The organism is Algoriphagus algorifonticola, assembly GCF_007655305.1.
GTDB classification, from domain to species: domain Bacteria; phylum Bacteroidota; class Bacteroidia; order Cytophagales; family Cyclobacteriaceae; genus Algoriphagus; species Algoriphagus algorifonticola.
On record NZ_VLOG01000029.1, the window covers coordinates 43287 to 61353 of the forward strand.

At 39.5% G+C, this 18067-nt stretch carries 15 protein-coding genes; 5 read left to right on the top strand and 10 right to left on the bottom strand.

The genetic code is table 11. From position 1 onward, the window contains the following. Positions 1–173: 173 nt before the first annotated feature. Entirely contained in the window at positions 174–1730 is a 1557-nt protein-coding gene (locus FL972_RS06310; protein WP_144604215.1) for an ArnT family glycosyltransferase, read from the bottom strand. Positions 1731–1825: 95 nt separating this feature from the next. Here FL972_RS06310 and FL972_RS06315 point away from each other — a divergent pair, with 95 nt between their 5' ends. Continuing rightward, positions 1826–2539, top strand: a complete 714-nt coding sequence (locus tag FL972_RS06315; protein ID WP_144604216.1) for a hypothetical protein — start codon at positions 1826–1828, stop codon at positions 2537–2539. Here the strand turns inward: FL972_RS06315 and FL972_RS06320 are convergent. From FL972_RS06320 to FL972_RS06330, 3 genes are all read right to left on the bottom strand, one after another. Next, entirely contained in the window at positions 2536–4950 is a 2415-nt protein-coding gene (locus FL972_RS06320; RefSeq protein ID WP_144604217.1) for an alpha/beta hydrolase, read from the bottom strand. The genes FL972_RS06315 and FL972_RS06320 overlap by 4 nt on opposite strands. A gap of 127 nt (positions 4951–5077) precedes the next feature. Next, positions 5078–6421, bottom strand: coding sequence for a sensor histidine kinase (locus FL972_RS06325; protein WP_144604218.1), 1344 nt, complete (start codon positions 6419–6421; stop codon positions 5078–5080). Continuing rightward, positions 6411–7793, bottom strand: a complete 1383-nt coding sequence (locus tag FL972_RS06330; RefSeq protein WP_091649723.1) for a sigma-54-dependent transcriptional regulator — start codon at positions 7791–7793, stop codon at positions 6411–6413. The genes FL972_RS06325 and FL972_RS06330 overlap by 11 nt, the downstream gene beginning before the upstream one ends. Before the next feature lie 194 nt (positions 7794–7987). Here FL972_RS06330 and FL972_RS06335 point away from each other — a divergent pair, with 194 nt between their 5' ends. Beyond that, complete coding sequence (locus tag FL972_RS06335; protein ID WP_091649466.1) at positions 7988–8416, top strand: FKBP-type peptidyl-prolyl cis-trans isomerase; 429 nt, start codon at positions 7988–7990, stop codon at positions 8414–8416. Positions 8417–8465: 49 nt separating this feature from the next. On the opposite strand, the gene FL972_RS06340 is transcribed toward FL972_RS06335, so the two are convergent. From FL972_RS06340 to rsfS, 4 genes are all read right to left on the bottom strand, one after another. Next, positions 8466–9290: a hypothetical protein gene (locus tag FL972_RS06340; protein ID WP_144604219.1), complete on the bottom strand. Its 825-nt coding sequence runs from the start codon at positions 9288–9290 to the stop codon at positions 8466–8468. Positions 9291–9343: 53 nt separating this feature from the next. Next, positions 9344–10132, bottom strand: coding sequence for a UDP-2,3-diacylglucosamine diphosphatase (locus FL972_RS06345; RefSeq protein WP_091649472.1), 789 nt, complete (start codon positions 10130–10132; stop codon positions 9344–9346). A gap of 65 nt (positions 10133–10197) precedes the next feature. Further along, positions 10198–12276 carry an ATP-dependent zinc metalloprotease FtsH gene (ftsH, locus tag FL972_RS06350; protein ID WP_144604220.1) on the bottom strand — a complete coding sequence of 693 codons (2079 nt, stop codon included), beginning with the start codon at positions 12274–12276 and terminating at the stop codon, positions 10198–10200. 65 nt (positions 12277–12341) lie between these two features. Continuing rightward, a complete protein-coding gene (rsfS, locus tag FL972_RS06355) occupies positions 12342–12689 on the bottom strand; it encodes a ribosome silencing factor (protein WP_091649477.1) in 348 nt (115 codons plus the stop codon). A 61-nt stretch (positions 12690–12750) separates the two neighbouring features. Here rsfS and FL972_RS06360 point away from each other — a divergent pair, with 61 nt between their 5' ends. Together FL972_RS06360 and ahcY are read left to right on the top strand one after the other, a co-directional pair. Then, the gene (locus FL972_RS06360) at positions 12751–13521 is read left to right on the top strand and encodes a biotin--[acetyl-CoA-carboxylase] ligase (protein WP_144604221.1); all 771 of its coding nucleotides are present in this window, start codon (positions 12751–12753) and stop codon (positions 13519–13521) included. Positions 13522–13596: 75 nt separating this feature from the next. Beyond that, entirely contained in the window at positions 13597–14916 is a 1320-nt protein-coding gene (ahcY, locus tag FL972_RS06365; protein ID WP_144604222.1) for an adenosylhomocysteinase, read from the top strand. Between the two features lie 49 nt (positions 14917–14965). On the opposite strand, the gene FL972_RS06370 is transcribed toward ahcY, so the two are convergent. Then, on the bottom strand, positions 14966–15763 hold the full coding sequence (locus FL972_RS06370) for a hypothetical protein (RefSeq protein ID WP_144604223.1): 798 nt from the start codon (positions 15761–15763) through the stop codon (positions 14966–14968). A gap of 298 nt (positions 15764–16061) precedes the next feature. Between FL972_RS06370 and FL972_RS06375 the strand changes: the two genes are divergently transcribed. Further along, complete coding sequence (locus FL972_RS06375) at positions 16062–16934, top strand: SDR family oxidoreductase (protein ID WP_144604224.1); 873 nt, start codon at positions 16062–16064, stop codon at positions 16932–16934. Positions 16935–16986: 52 nt separating this feature from the next. On the opposite strand, the gene FL972_RS06380 is transcribed toward FL972_RS06375, so the two are convergent. Next, positions 16987–18048 (bottom strand): PAS domain-containing protein, encoded by a 1062-nt coding sequence (locus FL972_RS06380; protein WP_144604225.1) that lies wholly within the window; start codon positions 18046–18048, stop codon positions 16987–16989. Between the last annotated feature and the right edge of the window lie 19 nt (positions 18049–18067).

Genomic DNA, 18067 nt, shown 5'->3' on the forward strand with positions numbered 1-18067 from the left:
ACTGGCATGATTGCAGATAATCAGATAATATTTTCTGATAAAGGAGTACTTCGAATAAAATACTGTTCAAAATCTAAATTAGAATCCCAATTGAAAGCTTCGGTTTTCATTCTTCCTGCCTACTGATGGAAAAAGGTTTGGTTAAGGTAGAAGAGATTCAGGATTATCAAGTTTCAATTCCCTTCTCTTTCCCACATTTTTTTCTCTTCCCTTATCTCTTCTTGCAAGATTGGGTTGACAGGGATTTTAGCTCCCCGAAGATAGTGCACGCTAGTTTCTTTCTCCCGAGCTAGAGGATGATTGACTGTACCAATCAATCTATGTTCTTCAAAAAAATTGATCTCTTCCTCAGTTAGTTTTTCAAAATCACTTCTAACCAAAATCAGATGATCCACCGGCTCCTCCAAATCAAACCAATACAAATAATCCGCATTCATGGTGAAGGCTTTTAAACCTGGTGTTTGAGTATAAAAATTAATCGCTCCAGCCTGTCCATAATTGGTGCAAATCACCATTTTCCGACCTTTTTCAGGCATTTGAGCAAAAGCTTCATCCACTATATTGGCCATCTCCTTCCATCCAAGCATATCGGCAAAATCCTGAGGTAAAGGATACTCTTTTCCATCTTCCCATCGGTTTAGACCAAGCTTGGAATAAGCTGGAGGGGAGTTAAGAACTCTTTCAGGAGAGTAAAAAGGATGGATCAGGGGAACAGCTGGAAAAAATAAGCCAATTGGTAAGATAAGGAGAGCTGAACGAAGTAAGTTCTGCCTGATTACTTGTTTAAATAAGGATGAATTTCGGGTAAATTCAGATAGCTGAAATGCTCCAAAAGCAACGATTACAGGATAAAGCCCGATGGCATAATAGGCTTTGGCTTTAAAGAAGGTAAATAGGACTAGGGTCAAGATAAAAGTCCATGGGATAAGTCTGTAATCCCTGAATTTTTTTAAAAATGCCAATGCTCCAAATCCGATGATCCAGATAAAAAGTGATGGATAGAAAAATAGTAATTGCTCCATCAGAAAGCCGATTCTGGAATTGTTGGCCAACTGATACCGATTGAGATAATCCATATGAGTCAGTACAGGCCAGCCATTCTTCCATTGCCAAAGGAAATTTGGAGAAATAAGAAGTATGAAAATTAATATGGCATAGAAGACCTGCTTGCTGCCGAGCAATTTTCTTTGGGGTGTGGCTAGGATTCCTAAGAGAAGCCCCAAACCTAAAAAGGCGATGGAATATTTATTCAGAAATCCTAAAGCAAAACAGAGAGCAATTCCATACCAATTGCTAGGATCCTGATCTCGGATTAACTTCACCAAAAAGTAAAATACTAAAGTCCAGCAAAGGATATCTACCGAGTTAGGCTGGTAGAGTATATTGAGTCGGATCAGAGCCGAACAAAGTAAGGCCACAGCACTGAGACTTTTGGCGAAAAGATCTCCACCTAATTTCCCAACCAGCTTCCAAATCACCCAAATAGTCAATGCCCCATAAAAGGCAGGAAAAAAGCGAACCCAAAATTCAGTATTTCCCAACCATCGAATCAGTACAGAATTCCAGGAAGTAAAAGGCGGAACGGAAAGGTATCCCCAAGCCAAATGGTCAGCTTGATCCAAGTGTAAAAACTCATCTCGGTGGAGTTCAAAATCGGGATGAACAACGATGAGTTGAAGAATGAATTTGGTAATAATTACAAGGGTTAATATCAGGCAATCCTTTCTCATTCAGTAATTTGTCGAAAAAATTGATAATTTTAAGAGTATTGGGAAGGATTTTGTGAACTGCTGGAACTGGGTTTTTTAATAAAAAATAGAAATAAATGCTCTCCTATAAAAATACCTCCTACTGGTTATTGATTCCATTTTTTATCACCCTTTTTGGATTTAGTAGGTATTGGCTCGGGTTTACTTCAGCTCCTTTAGATTGGCATTTACATGGTTTGTCTGCTTTATCCTGGTATTTAATCCTGATAATTCAGCCTTATTTGATATCTAAGAAGTCATTCCAAACTCATCGAAAATTAGGATTTGTAGGCATTTTTATCGCGGGTACGGTTTTTATTTCTGCTGTAAGCGTAATCTCCGGAAACATGGATATCAACCAAGGTCCTCGGGTTGCAGTCAAATACAGCACCTCCTTTGCGGAGTTAATCACCATGTTGGGCTTTGCATTTTCCGTATTAGCAGCTGTTTTTTCTGTGAAAAAACCTGATGTCCATGCTGCCTGGATGATATCAACCGTCTTTTGGGTAATGCCCCCGGCTACCACAAGATTGATGTTTTTGGTACTGATAGGAATTTATCAAAGTCCGGAAAATCTGCCTTTGTCTCCTTTTATACTAAATGGAATAAATATCGGGGTACTTTTAGGAATAATTATTCTTTTGATTGTCAGGTATAAGAAGAAAAAACTAGCTTTTTCAATTCCCTATGTTGTCGTTGGTATTTTTACACTTCTTCGATTATTGATAATTTTTGGTTTAAAAGACTCCAAATGGGTAGAATCCTTTATCAAAGGAATTTTTGAAAATTAGTTTTCCAATCTCGGCATCAATCCAACCTGATCCAATACCACTACTCCAGCTTCCGATTGATCGAAAATAAAGTGGATTTCCTGAAGTTTCGCAGGGTCAAATAAGGGATTTTTTGAACCAAATTTATTCAAGTCAAATTGATAAAACTGAAATATACTTTCTGTCTCATCTTTTTCGTCCAAAAACTGGATTTTCAATACTCGAGATTTGATCAATCGCTGCAATGGAGAATAATCACTCAAAAGAAACCTGATTTTTTCTCCTTCGTTATCTACCAATTCAATATTGAAATCCAATGGCTGAAGCGGTTTCTCATCATCCTTTTCTTCTTCCTCGTCCTCATCTGCTAGATCAGTTTCTTCACTGTTTTCTTCAGCATTCTGATTTTCATTGTTAGACTCATTTTTCACCCATTTTCCAGAGCTTTTAGGATTGGAACTCTCATCTGATTCTGCCAATGAGAAAATCAAAACAGAGCTGGAATCCGGACGGAAGCTGTTTTGATCCAAAATCAAAGAATAAACCGAAAGTACAGAGTCAGGAAGTATAGGCTTTTCCGTGCCTTCCCATTCCAAAGTATCCTGACCAAATTCTTCATAGTTCCAGCCTAAAAACACTGCTCTGGTGCCCTTCAGGCCATATTTAGGGATAACTTCTCCTTCTCTCCAAACGCTTAGATTTTTACCAACAGCTTGCCTTCCCTTTGTGAGGGTCTTTATGTCATAATCCTCATCATAGCCAGCCCAAAATCGACTCCTTGAATCTTCAAATTGGCTTAAATAAATACTTTCAGGCAACCAGTTTCTTCCCTTTCTAGCATCTGCAAAAAGTGGTAAATATTCCATTTTTTGATTCAGGGTAGTTTCTAAAAAAGCAGATATAAACACCTCAGCTACCCGCTCCTGATCTTTTACATCCATCAATTGCTTCTTATTCAAGATGCCTGAAAAAGTAGCCAGAATATCGTTGTCTCCCCAGCTGCTGTTGAACTGTCCATGATTGGCTCCCGAAATATAAATGCCTGCTTTAAATCGATAAGCCGAATCCGTAAACGAAATGCGCTCATATTGTTTGGCTCCATCGAAGGACTCTACATCTGCATCTTGGGCTCCGTGAATTCCCAAGTAGCTCACATTTTCAAACTTGGTCAAGCTGCTACCAGGTTTGTATTGCCCATCCACAGGAGCTATTGCGACAATGGATTGGATATTGAAATGATAGTTCAGTCTGATACTGGCATCATCAGGATAGTAGTCTAGCTGATTTAACATAGCAGCATGGCCTACTGCCTCGCCGCCCCGTGAATGCCCGATCAAGGCCAACTTATCTAAATCTACTTTTTGATATAGCTCATGCTGAGGATCTGTGGACCAATCCTTCCATTGTCTTAGATGCTCAAGTAAGATCCACCCTCTTGCATCATTTTCTTTATCCAATCCCTTAGGAAAGTCGGACCAGGAACCGTTCAAAAAATTTTCATCAACAGATACCAAAATAAAACCTCGGGAGGCCAATAATTCCCCTAAATAATCATAGCCTGGATCAGAAAAATCTTGCATGGGATGATTACCATGTACTACCAATACCAACGGAAATGGACCTTTTCCTTCGGGCATCCAAACTCTTCCGTTGAGTGGTAATTCTCTATAATCAAAACCCCAATAATGTGTTCGGTACTTACCAGAAATTCCCTCCCAATTGTCCAAAAAGGCCGTTCCATCTACGGATTGAGTTTGATAGCTCACCCCTTCTCCAAATTCTTCTCTTCTAATATCCTTTCCTGACCCATAAGTGAAAAAATTAATCCCATATTTTCCTTTTTCGGCTGGAGAAGGAGCTTGGATGACTTGGATATTATCTTCTGCGAGCTTCCCGGCATTGATAATCGGTTTCATCTCCAAACCACGGATACTCAGGAAATAAATAAATGCAATTGCTCCCGCTAAACCCACAATAGTGCCCAAAAAAACGACCACTTTCTTGGGAGTACTAAGTTTGGGAAAATAACCTTTTTTCAAACTCGCCAATCCAGCTCCCAAAAGAGCGAAAATTAGGATTAAGAATAATAGAATCCTCTCATCGCCCAGTCTTGTAACTAGCAGCAGGGGTACAGCAATGAAAAGTCCAACTCTGAATAGGCGGGGAAGTTCATTCCATTTTTTAAGCAACCAGTTTGATAGAAAAGCAGCTAAGGTGGCAGCTAAAATGATCACTAAACCCAGTAATAAGATCCAAGGATCCCTGAAATTTAAAACCATCCCGACTGTTTCTATCAGGAAAAAAATCAGTGACCCGGAGATCAATCCAATCCCTGCTCCCTTAAATGCATGAGCACCGGGGCTTACTTTTTTAAGTTGTTTAAGTATCCAGTCTTTAACAATTAGAAAAATGGCTTTGATTTTAGCTAGCATAAGAGGTTAGGGGTTGGTTTAAAATCATTTTCTAAAGGAAGACTCTTTAAGTCTAAGCTATGGATGAGAGTTAATTTTGATACTGACTTTAGTAAAATCGACAAGAATTTCAGCATAAATTATACCCTTAACCATTAAAAATCAATTTAAAGACTGTTCCTTCTCCGATTGTAGAACGAACCTGAATATTGCCCTTATGTCTCCTCATAATCTGCTTGGAGAGGGAGAGACCAATGCCCGAACCTTTCTTTTTGGTAGTGAAAAATGGAATGAAAATTTTACCTAGGGCTTCTTCTTCTATGCCCTTTCCAGTGTCACAGACCTCTATAATTATTTTTCCAGCCTCATCGATAAAAGCCCTTAGACGGATGATTTTCTCATCCGATTCCTCAACTGCCTGTATGGCATTTTGAGTCAAATTGATCATCACCTGCTCGATTTGGGTTTGATCTCCAAATAGAATTAATTCTTCAGGATCAATTTCTTTGATAAGATGGATTTCACCCGCCTGTATCTGATGGTGAAGTAGGGTTTCCAATTGCTCAAAAAGATTAGAAATTCTGATGCTGGAAAATTTTGGAGCTGGGATATGAGCCAAGCTTCTAAAGTCCGAAACAAAGCTGATCAATCCCTCTGAGCGCTTCTCGATGGTAGTGATTCCCATCAGGTAATCTTCCAGATCCGAAGGGTTCAATCCCTCATTTTTTTCCAATTGATTTTCCAATTCGCCCTTGAGCGTGCCGGCTAAGGAAGAAATGGGAGCGATGGAATTCATGATTTCATGAGTTAGAATCTTGACCAAATTCTGCCATGCTTCCATTTCCTTTTCCTCCAATTCGGATTGGATGTTTTGAAGGGAAACCAGTTTGAATTTTTCTCCCCGCATCAAAAGTTCAATGACATAAACAGACAGTTGCATGATCCCATCGGGATGAGCGATTTTGATCAATTCACTTCCTCCTGTTCGCAAACTTTTAATCGCCAGAAAAAGCTCTTTATTGAGGTTTTCTATTTGATCAACGTTTTTAAGCTCATCCACATTCAAAATCCTCTTGGCGGAGGTATTCATGATTTGGATTTCTCCATTTTCACCAAAAGTGATCAGGCCTATGCTCAGGTGCTTAAAGACTGAGCGGAAGTATTGATAATTTGCCTCTTTTTCTGCCTGATCTTCCTTGAGTTTGGCCAAAATCGCATTGAATTCAATGTGAAGGTCATCTGTTTCAGTTCCGTCAAATTTTACCGGATAAACCTGCGAATACTTATCCTGCTTAATGTTGTCCAAAAAGGTCCGTACTTTTTTGAATGAACTCTCAGAATATCGAAGTAGAAAAATGATTTGAATAATCACCATAATGATGAAAAGGGAAATCATGAAGACTCCCCATTCATCAATAATGGTATAGGCTAAAAAAAAGAGTGATCCGGCTAAAAGAGCGATTCGCCCCAGTAAGCCTACTTTATAATCCATATTTTTCTAATCGTCTGTACAAAGATGCACGGGTCAAGCCCAGCTCTTTTGCTGCTTTGGAAATATTACCTCCGTTTTTATCAATCGCACGCTGAATCGTACTTCTTTCCATATCATCCAGATTCAGGGTATTGGAAACTGGAGCTTTTTCTGAAGCAGGTTTGGCAGAAAGGAAGAAGAAGTCTCTTGAGTCTAATTGATTTCCTTCTGCCATAATGATAGCCCTTTCTATAGCATGCTGAAGTTCCCGAATATTACCAGGCCAAGGATAGCGCTGAAGTAACTCCATAGCAGAGGAAGTAAAGCTGCTAAACTCCTTTCTATACTTTTGACTGTATTGCTTCAGGAAGTGATTCGCTAATTGTGGTATATCATCCTGTCTTTCTCTCAAAGGCGGAAGGAAAATTTCTACTGTATTGATTCGATATAGCAAATCCTGTCTGAAAGTATTCTCCATGACCATTTCATGCACATGCATATTGGTAGCACAAATGAGACGGATATCAACCGGAATGGCCTTGTTGGTTCCAATTCTAGTCACCTCTCTTTTTTGCAAAACAGTCAATAATTTAGACTGAAGGGGCATGGATAAATTCCCGATTTCATCCAGGAAAAGGGTCCCTTTATCCGCAATCTCGAATCTACCTGCTCTATCGTCTTTTGCATCTGTGAATGCACCTCTCTTGTGACCAAAAAGCTCGGATTCAAACAAGGTTTCTGTGATGGCTCCCATGTCTACTCCGACGAAGATTTCGTCCTTTCTCAGAGATCTTTCATGAATGGCCCTAGCAATCAATTCTTTACCGGTACCATTTTCGCCTAAGATCAAGACATTGGCATCTGTTTGTGCTACCTTATCTATGATGGAAAAGATGTTTTTCATCGAAGCACTGCTCCCGATGATATCTGTGTAAGGTTTTTTGAGGTCGGACTGTAGCTGTTTTTGTTTTTTCTGAAGCTTGTCTACTTCATTATAAGATTCTTTCAACCTAACCGCCGCAGAAAGTGTAGCCAAGAGTTTTTCATTTTGCCATGGCTTCAAGATAAAATCCGTAGCACCTTCTTTGAGTGCCTGAACAGCCATTTCCACATCGCCAAATGCCGTGATTAAAATTACGACAGCTTTTGGGTCTATTTCTTTGATTTGACTCAACCAGAAAAACCCCTCTTTACCAGAGGTGGTATCTTCCCGAAAATTCATATCCAAAAGGATCACATCGTAATTGTTATTATTGATCAAAAATGGAATTCTTCTCGGATCCTTTTCAATAGTCACTTCCTTTGCATGCTTTTTCAAAAGCATTTTGGCAGCAAATAATAAGTCCTCGTTATCGTCAATAATTAATATTTTGCCAAGATCTTGATTCTCCATGATTGTCTGTTTTGACTAGTAATAGGGGAAAATGATGCCAATGCGCTTCTAAGCCTAATTTCAGCATTTTTAATTAAAAAGTGTTCGAAAGTGTACGTATTTATAATGATTTCGGACACTATGCTTCGGAACTGTTCGGTTTTCCTTCCCCAACTATAATTTGTACCTTTGTCTTTTAACAAAAACAATAAATTATCATGCAAGCAAAAAAAGGTGACAATGTGCAAGTGCACTACACCGGAAAACTAGAAGACGGGAGTGTGTTTGATTCTTCAGTTCAGAGAGAGCCGCTTGGCTTTACTGTAGGTGGAGGACAAATGATTCAAGGATTCGATGCGGCTGTTCACGGGATGGCTGTGGGTGATAAAAAAACTGTAACTATTCCTGCCGCTGAAGCTTATGGCGAGCGTAGAGATGATATGATGATTGATGTGCCAAAAACTCAGGTGCCTGCTGATATCAAACCGGAAATTGGAATGCAGTTAAGCCTACAGGGGCCTAACGGTCAACCAATGCCAGTGATTGTTACTCACGTAGATGAGGAGAAAATCACATTGGACGCGAACCATCAATTGGCTGGAAAAGATTTAATCTTTGATATTGAATTGGTGAAAATCGGATAATTATATCCCACCAAATCCAAAAAATCCCCTTAGAATATTTGGGGATTTTTTATTGCCTTTGCTTGAGTTCGTGTGGTACTCGGTAGACTTGAATCCTGTTTTTATGAGTCAAAGTCATAAATTCTTGTCCAATTTGGATACCTTCAAATTCAGCATTTGGTATTTGAATTGCCGATCTTTTCTCTAAAGTCTGTAGGTTTAAAGTCCAAATAAATCCCTCTTCCAACCAAAGCAATTGCTCCTGAAAGTAGCAGAGTCTTTCCTGATTTTTTAAATCAAACTTTTTGATAAAATTCCCTTGATTATCAAAAACGTATACGCCCGAACTGGGAATATTCATGAAAAGGCGATTCTTAAATTCTCTGATTTCGGTGACAGATAAGCTTTCCGAATTGAGAATTAGGTTCAAAGGTTGGGAATCAAGTATAGTATTTCTCAGGTAGTCTAATCTCTTTAAGCTAAAATCAGATTCATCCCAAATCCATATGACATTGTTGTTTCCTAAAGTCGCTGCTTTGGCTAAGGTGACGTTGACTTGCAAAAGTCCATTTTCAGCCAAGGGATTTAAAAACCTATCTAGGATTCTATACTGCTGCAAGTCTGAAGAAAAGGTGAAAATATTCACAGTCCAAGCAGCTTCGAGTTGATGCAGTTGTCCCTGACGTGGAGGTGAAAAGTAATTTTTTTGTGTTCCTCTCGAATCAAAAAGGAAAATATCTCCCTGAATATTGCTTGCAAAAATCTGATCCTTGGTATCAAAGGAAACCAAACTCAATTGATTGACTTCCCAATCAGCTATCGGGCTGGATAATACTGCCTCCTGAGCAAACAGTCTCAGAGGTAATAGAAAAAAAACTATCCAGCAATATTTCATGGCTTACCCTATTTCAATGCAATTTCAGGAATTTAGCATGCTTTACTCAAAAACTAATATTCTGCAGGGGCTTTGAATTTTTTTAGCTCAGCCTTTCTACCGTCAAACTCAAGATAGGTGAACTGGCTGACCCATTCTCCTAAGTTGAAATATGTCGCATGATCGCCGACTTCAAGTTCCAAAGGAAGATGCCTATGTCCAAAGATATATAGGTCATGATGCCTCTTGGATTCTAAGTCTTTACAATATTGCCAAAGCCACTCTTCTTCTCCCAAAAACCTATCTTCCCCTTTTTCAGAATTGGTTATCCTGCTTTTTCCTGACCAGGCTTTTGCTAGCTTGATTCCTAAATCTGGATGAATCCATCTAAAGAGCCATTGTGCAACAGGATTGACAAATATCTTTTTTAAGAATTTATATGAATGATCTCCCGGTCCCAAACCATCACCATGACCTACCAATAGGGTCTTATCATTGACCATGAGCTCAATGGGGTGATGATAAACGGGGATTCCAAGTTCCTCCGTGAAATAATCTTTCATCCATAAGTCATGATTCCCGGTAAAGAACAGGATAGGTATTCCAGCTTCTCTCAGTTGTTGGATTTTTGAAATGAAGGGGATAAAGCCTTTGGGAACGACTTCTTTGTACTCGAACCAAAAATCAAAAATATCACCTACCAGAAAAATAGCAGCAGCATCTGATTGAATGGAATCAAGCCATTGAATAATCTTTTTTTCACGGCTTTTGCTTGCTTCAGAAGACGGTGCTCCCAAATGAAAATCAGAGGCGAAATAGATTTTTTTCTCTTTTAGGGAAAAATTCTGCAGATGGGAAAACATTCGGAAAGATAGATTTCAGAAACAAAAATAAAAAGCCCCGTCTAAAACGGGGCTTTTGTTGGAAATCATTTTTCAGTTTTTGTATCCGTTTCGGAAACTGTGACTGAATCTGTTTCATTTGATTCTTTTTCCTCCGATTCAGAAGTTTTGACTTCAGGTTCGGAATCTTTGCTTTCAGGAGCTACCACATCTTTTTTATTAGTGTAAGCCTGATAGGTGGTTTCTTTGGCAAATGGTCTCTTTCCGATTAGTTTTTCAAGATCAGACTGGAATAAGATTTCCTTTTCCAAAAGTTCTTTAGCCAAAGTCTCCAATTCGCCTTTCTTCTCTCTCAATAATTCCAAAGTACGCTGATAAGCAAATTCTATCAGTTTGTGAACTTCTTGATCAATCATCTCAGCAGTAGCCTCAGAGTAGGGCTTTGTCATCTTATAGCCATCACTCTTGCTATCGTAGAATGAAATATTTCCTAATTTCTCATTCATTCCATAAACTGAAACGATAGAATAAGCCATTTTGGTGATTCTCTCCAAATCGCTCAAAGCTCCAGTAGAGATCTTTCCGAATATGATTTCTTCGGCAGCTCTACCTCCCAAAGTCATACACATCTCATCAATGAGTTGCTCGGTTTGGTATAGGAACTGCTCCTTAGGAAGGTATTGTGCATAACCTAAGGCAGCTACACCTCTTGGAACGATACTTACCTTTACTAATGGATCTGCATGCTCCAAAAACCAGCCTGCAACAGCGTGACCAGCCTCGTGATATGCTACAATTTTCTTCTCTTCCGGAGAGATAATTTTATTTTTCTTCTCCAAACCTCCGATTACACGATCCACAGCATCTTGGAAATCCTGCATGTCTACTGCAGTTTTATTTCTTCTAGCGGCGATCAAGGCAGCCTCATTACAAACGTTGGCGATTTCAGCTCCAGCAAAGCCTGGAGTTTGAGCAGCCAGTTTTTTAGGATCCACATCATCGGATGTTTTGATAGGCTTCAAGTGAACTTTGAAAATCGCCTCTCTACCTACAATATCCGGTTTGTCAATGGAGATTTGTCTGTCAAATCGTCCTGGTCTCAATAAGGCGCTATCCAATACATCCGGTCTGTTGGTTGCTGCCACAACGATTACTCCTGTGTCAGTTCCAAAACCATCCATCTCCACCAATAGGGAGTTCAAGGTATTTTCCCGCTCGTCATTTGAACCTGGCATTTGACCCTTACCTCTGGATCTACCGATTGCGTCAATTTCATCTATGAAAATGATACATGGTGCCTTTTCTTTGGCTTGCTTAAATAAGTCTCTGACTCTAGCTGCACCCACACCGACGAACATTTCAACAAAGTCAGAACCAGACAATGTAAAGAAAGGTACACCAGCCTCACCTGCTACGGCTTTTGCTAATAATGTCTTACCGGTACCTGGAGGTCCTACCAATAAAGCACCTTTAGGAATCTTACCTCCAAGTTTGGTGAATTTGGAAGGGTTTTTTAGAAATTCTACAATCTCCTGAACCTCTTCTTTGGCCTCATCCAGCCCTGCAACATTATCAAATGTAATTTTGACTTTATTCTCTGCATCAAAAAGCTGTGCTTTGGATTTTCCAACATTGAAAATCTGTCCACCCGGTCCTGATGGTCCAGCCATTCTTCGCATCATAAACCAGAAGAAAACGAATAAAAGAATGAGAAAGCCGAAGCTTCCAAACCAGCTGCTCCAGTTCTCTTCCGTAGTGACTGAGTATCCAATTCGCTCCTCGTCCGGTCTCTGCTCTTCCATGGCACCAAAGTCAGTAGCAAACTTATCCCAAGAAACAACCTGTAGGGAATAATGAGGCCCGTTTGGATTGAAAAAAGTGGAATTCGATTCTAGTTCACCTTTATATTTTTCTTTAGACAAAGCGGCTGGCTTCAGGGTAATATCTACTCTGTCCATATTTTTGACGATCATGACCTTGGCTACATCACCAGCCGTGTACATGTCTTCAAAACGCTTTTGAGTGATGTCCACCATAGCACCTCTTTGATTGATCCAAGTAAGTCCAATCAGTACCATGACTGCCACCACAATTAACCAAAGCTGAAAGTTTGGCTTCTGAGGCGGTTTAGGGACAAATTTTTTGCTTTTATTATTTTCGCTCATTGATTGATAAGTAATTCTCTAAACTTAAGGTAAAACGGTTTGATCTGGTTAAAGTTTGAGGGATTTTAACCAACTCGGGTAACTTTCGCATCTCCCCATAATTCCTCCAGACCATAATATTCTCTTTTGTCCTTCAGAAATATGTGAGCTACTACGTCCACATAGTCCATCAAAATCCATTGTTTCCCACTTTTGCCTTCCACTCTGAAAGGGCTGGATTCTCCCGCTTTGAAAGCCATTTCTTCAATAGAATCGGAAATTGCCTCGATTTGAGTGTCTGAGTTGCCGGAGCAAATCACAAAAAAATCGCTTACGGTATTCTTAATTTTTCTTAGATCCATCACCACGATATTGGAGGCCTTTTTTTCCTCCATACCTTTGACGATGATTTTGCTCAGCTGTTCTGCTGTCATATTTATATTTTAATTTTGCAATGCCTGTAAATCTAATCGGTATCAGGCAAACCAAAAACATATGTATAAAATTCTTGCCAATACCATTTTTTTGGGAAAAGATGTACATTTCCTGTCAGACTGTCACTCAACCAATGACATTGCATTCCAATTAGTCAGGGAAGGCAAAGCCAAAGAAGGGAGTATAGTCATCTGTGAAAACCAAACACAAGGGAAAGGACAAAGGGGAAATATCTGGAAAGTAGAGCCAGGTAAAAACCTGACTTTTTCTCTCGTACTATGTCCAAATTTTATGGATGTTTCTGAACAATTTTTTCTAAATATGGCTGTTTCAAATGGGATTAGGCAAGTTTTAACTGAGTATTTGCCTTTTATTCAGATCAAATGGCCCAACGACTTCATTGTGCCCGGAGAAGGTAAAATAGGAGGGATGTTGATTGAAAACTCTTATAGTGGAAAAGGATGGGAGTTTGCAGTGGTTGGGGTAGGGTTGAATATCAATCAATTGAACTTTGATATATCAGGTCCTAGCTCTTTGAGGAAAATCACGGGGTCAGAATTTAATCTGGAGGAGATTTTTAGACTATTGATCACTCAAATAGAGCAATCTTACATAGCCTTGAAAAAGAGAAAGTGGGCTGAATTGAAAACAGAATATCTAAACCATCTGTTTCTTTTTAATGAGAAAGCAGTTTTCAACCATAAAAATGACTCTTTCTCAGGAAAAATTGTCAATGTGCAGCCAAACGGGCAGTTGGAAATGGAGTTGGAAAACGGTGAAAATCAATATTTTGATTTCAAAGAAATTCAATTTCCGGTTTATCATACCTAATTTTAATTTCCGGGTTTTAAGCGGTACCTTTGCAAAAGTTTTTGAAAACGTCTTGTATTAAATAACTATATCACTATGTCAGAAATTAAGTCTGAAAAATTTATTCAGTATAAAGTAAAAGACATTTCTCTTGCCGATTGGGGGAGAAAAGAGATCAAATTAGCGGAAGCTGAAATGCCTGGTTTGATGGCATTGAGAGAAGAATTCGGTGCTTCCCAACCATTGAAAGGAGCTAGAATTGCTGGATGTCTTCACATGACAATCCAAACTGCTGTCTTGATCGAGACTTTAGTTGCTCTAGGAGCTGAAGTTACTTGGTCTTCTTGTAACATTTTTTCTACTCAGGATCATGCTGCAGCGGCAATCGCAGCGGCTGGAATCCAAGTTTATGCTTGGAAAGGAATGACTGCTGAGGAATTCGATTGGTGTATCGAGCAGACTCTTTTCTTTGGAGAAGATCGACAGCCATTGAATATGATCTTGGATGATGGAGGCGATTTGACTAACATGGTGTTGGATCAATATCCTGAGCTTGTAGCTGGTATCAGAGGTCTATCTGAAGAAACCACTACAGGTGTTCACAGATTGTATGAAAGAATGAAGAATGGTACTCTTCCAATGCCTGCTATCAACGTCAATGACTCTGTTACTAAGTCTAAATTTGATAACAAATACGGTTGTAAGGAATCATTGGTAGATGCTATCAGAAGAGCAACTGATGTGATGATGGCTGGAAAAGTAGCTGTTGTTGCTGGATACGGTGACGTTGGTAAAGGTTCTGCAGCTTCTTTGAGAGGTGCTGGAGCAAGAGTAATTGTTACTGAAATCGATCCGATCTGTGCGCTTCAGGCTGCTATGGATGGTTATGCTGTGAAGAAAATGGTTGACGCTGTGAAAGAAGCTGATATCGTGGTAACTGCTACCGGTAACAAGGATATTATCACTGGCGAGCACTTCAAAGCAATGAAGGATAAGGCTATCGTTTGTAACATTGGCCACTTCGATAATGAGATCGACATGGCTTGGATGAATAAAAACTATGGTCACACAAAAAATGTGATCAAGCCTCAGGTGGATCTTTATGATTTGGATGGAAAAGAATTGATCATTTTGGCTGAAGGCCGATTGGTGAATTTGGGATGTGCTACTGGACACCCTTCTTTTGTAATGTCCAACTCTTTCACCAACCAAACTTTAGCTCAATTGGAGCTTTGGGAAAAGCATGAAGATTATAAGCCTGGTGTTTATGTGCTTCCTAAGCATTTGGATGAGAAAGTAGCTGCATTGCACCTTTCCAAATTGGGTGTTGAACTCGATACTCTTTCTGAAGATCAAGCCAAATATATTGGTGTTGAAGTAGAAGGGCCATTCAAGCCTGAATACTATAGATATTAATTCTAATAGAATTATTACAATAAAGCCTCGAAGTGATTCGGGGCTTTTTTTATGGATTGAGCAGTAATTTTCTTCCGTCGGAGAGCTGAGCAAAAGCATCTACTTTGCAACTGTCTTTTGCCACATATTCCAAAGAGTGAAGAACTGATTTGCCAGGTTCTCTACTGATTCTCCAAGACTCTTTTCCCGCTCGGGGATAAACTTTTCCTGACCTGATGCAAGTCGCTTCCAATTTTCTTGGAGAATCCACAATCAGTTGGATAGATCGACCTACGGGGTTTATTCCTGTAACTTCCCCCGTACTATTGATGGTATTGATTCCAAAAAGTGTCCTTGAAATTTGGTGAGTTAGGTTTCCATTGATGGTTGTTCCTGCTTCATTTTTTGAAATAATTCTGAGGCCTTCAAAGGATTCTTGAATTTCTATTAAACTTTTGGGAGTAAAGGTCCTGATTCCCTGAATTTTAAACTCTCCAAACTGATAATCCTGATAAGTTAGTGTCCAGCTTGAGCTAGGTGAATTGAGTCCGTATTGAAGAATGATTTTCCCTTTTCGCTCTACTTGATTTTTGATTTCACAGGCAATTTTTGTGTCGAAGTTGAGGGTAACAGTTCTGGTAGATTCAGTGAAAGTAACTGTAGGGCAGCCTGGTATAATCGTATTGAAAGACTGGTAATCTCCATAACGCAAGATGGCAAAATAAAGAGACTCACTGATATTGAGAGAATTATCCAAAAGTTGCCTCGCTTCCACCGGAAGATTGGTTTGGATAGTTCTATCCACATCATCCTGACAGGAGCTTAATCCAATACCTGCAAATAACGCCCAGAAAAGAATTCGTTTCATCTGTTTATAATTTGTTTTTCAGTGGTCAGATGGAATCTTCGTATTGATTCCCCGATACATCGGGGCGTCTCTCTGTGTGTCGTCCTCATCGTGCTCGATTTCATCAGTTTATTATTTGTTTTTAAGCTTTAGCTTATTTTCATAGCTTGAGATACTTTCTGATTCTCAAACTAGAAAATGATCAAAGGCTCATTCAAACTTTTTAAATCATCTTAAAATTTAATTCGCATCGGCCTTAATATTCTTTCAATTACCAGGCCGAGTCTTTATCTTGGAGAAAGATAAATCCAAAATTTCTATGATTTTAAACGAAGGCATGCTCAAGGAAGGGGCATTAAAAGGTAAAAATATTTTGATCACAGGAGGAGGTACCGGATTGGGACGTTCTATGGGTGAGTATTTTTTGGAACTAGGAGCAAATCTCATTATCACCTCAAGAAAACTGGATGTTTTAAATGCAACAGCTGAGGAGATGATGAAGGAGAAAGGAGGGAAGGTTCTTCCGCTAGCCTGTGACGTCAGGGAAATTGATCAGGTGGAGAAAATGTGGGAAGATGCTACCAAAGAGTTTGGGCAAATCCATGTAGTATTAAATAATGCCGCGGGTAATTTTATCAGTCCAACGGAGCGGCTTTCCACCAATGCTTTCAATACGGTTTTGGATATAGTTCTTAAAGGTACATCACAAGTGACCCTTACAGCGGGAAAGGATTGGATCGCTAAAAAGCAGAATGGGACATTTTTGAATATTGTGACCACCTATGCATGGACTGGATCAGGTTATGTGGTGCCTTCAGCAGCTGCCAAAGCTGGAGTATTGGCTATGACAAGGTCTTTGGCCGTGGAGTGGGCCAAGTATGGAATCAGATCCAATGCCATTGCCCCGGGACCATTTCCTACAGAGGGTGCATGGAGTAGACTTCTTCCAGGGGATTTGGTGAAAAAGTTTGATCCTGCCAAGAAAGTGCCGGTTGGGAGAGTTGGAGAACATCAGGAGTTGGCAAATCTGGCCGCTTACCTCGTTTCAGATTTTAGCTCTTTTGTCAATGGAGAAGTAATGACCATAGATGGTGGAGAATGGTTGAAAGGAGCTGGAGAGTTTAATAATCTGGATCAGATTCCTCAGGAAATGTGGGATATGCTTGAAGTGAGTAGAGGAAAAAAAGCATGAGCCCCAAAGTGATTTGGGGCTACCTCAAAGCAAAATGGAAAATAAGGAATCTCTAATCCAAGTCTAATGAGGAAGAGATTCCCTCTTTTTCAAACGTTTTGTTTTGATTGACGGACTCTTTGATACTTTTCTTTAATGCCTGATCGAGCTGCTGAGTCTCTTTCTTGATGATTTCTACAATTCTTTTAGACTCTATGGATTGTTGCTCTATGTCCAACACGTCTAATAGCCCCATGATGTTGGCCACTTTTGCTCTTAGGGTGTGAGATTGCTGAAATGCCAAGTCTTTGAGGAAATAATGGTGCTCTTTTAACCAAAGCTCTTGCTTTTTCTTTTCTGTAATATCCAAAATTACTCCCTGAACTTTCTTGGGAAGATGCTCTTTGGTCCACTGAATAGTCCGACCAAAAGCCATGATCCAGATGGTTTGATTTCTTTTGGAAATCAACCTGAATTCCCGCTTGAAAGGGATGTTGCCAAAACTTTTGAAATGCTTGGTTAAATCAATGGTTAACTGTTTGAAATCTTCTGGGTGAATGTGTTTTTCCCATGAGATTTTTTCAGATGACAAAATTTCTTCTTCTGAATATCCCAGCGTTTGAGCTAGTCCTGAAGAGATTGTATTTGATTTTTCAAAAGGGTTGAACTCCCAAAATCCCAATAGTCTATCTTCAAGAATAGTATCCATGATTTCATTGGCGGAGTCCTCACTGTCCATGAAATCACCCAAACCGATGTTATATGGTTTTTGAGTTTCAATCGGATGCCCTATACCAAGACAGGTTCCTATCTCTGAGCTTAAAAAGAAAAACTCCCACTTGGTCTTAATTAAATTCCCTGATGGGTAAGAGATTTTCTGAAGATCCACCACAAAAGATTGATGGTGGTTTTGCCATGCTTTTAAGCGGTTATTTTCATATTTTACCCAATCAGAAGAAAGAAAGCAGTCTGCAAATTGAATGGGTCTGTCTTTTTTCTCGAAAAGCGATGGGGTAGGTCCCAGTCCTGAATCTGAATTCAATACAATCCCATTTTTATCCAAGGTTACTTGCATCAAGTAATCTGACCTTATAGCAAATTGAGCCAAGTAGTGGATGGATTTGGGGTGATTCATTTTCAAAAATACATAAAAA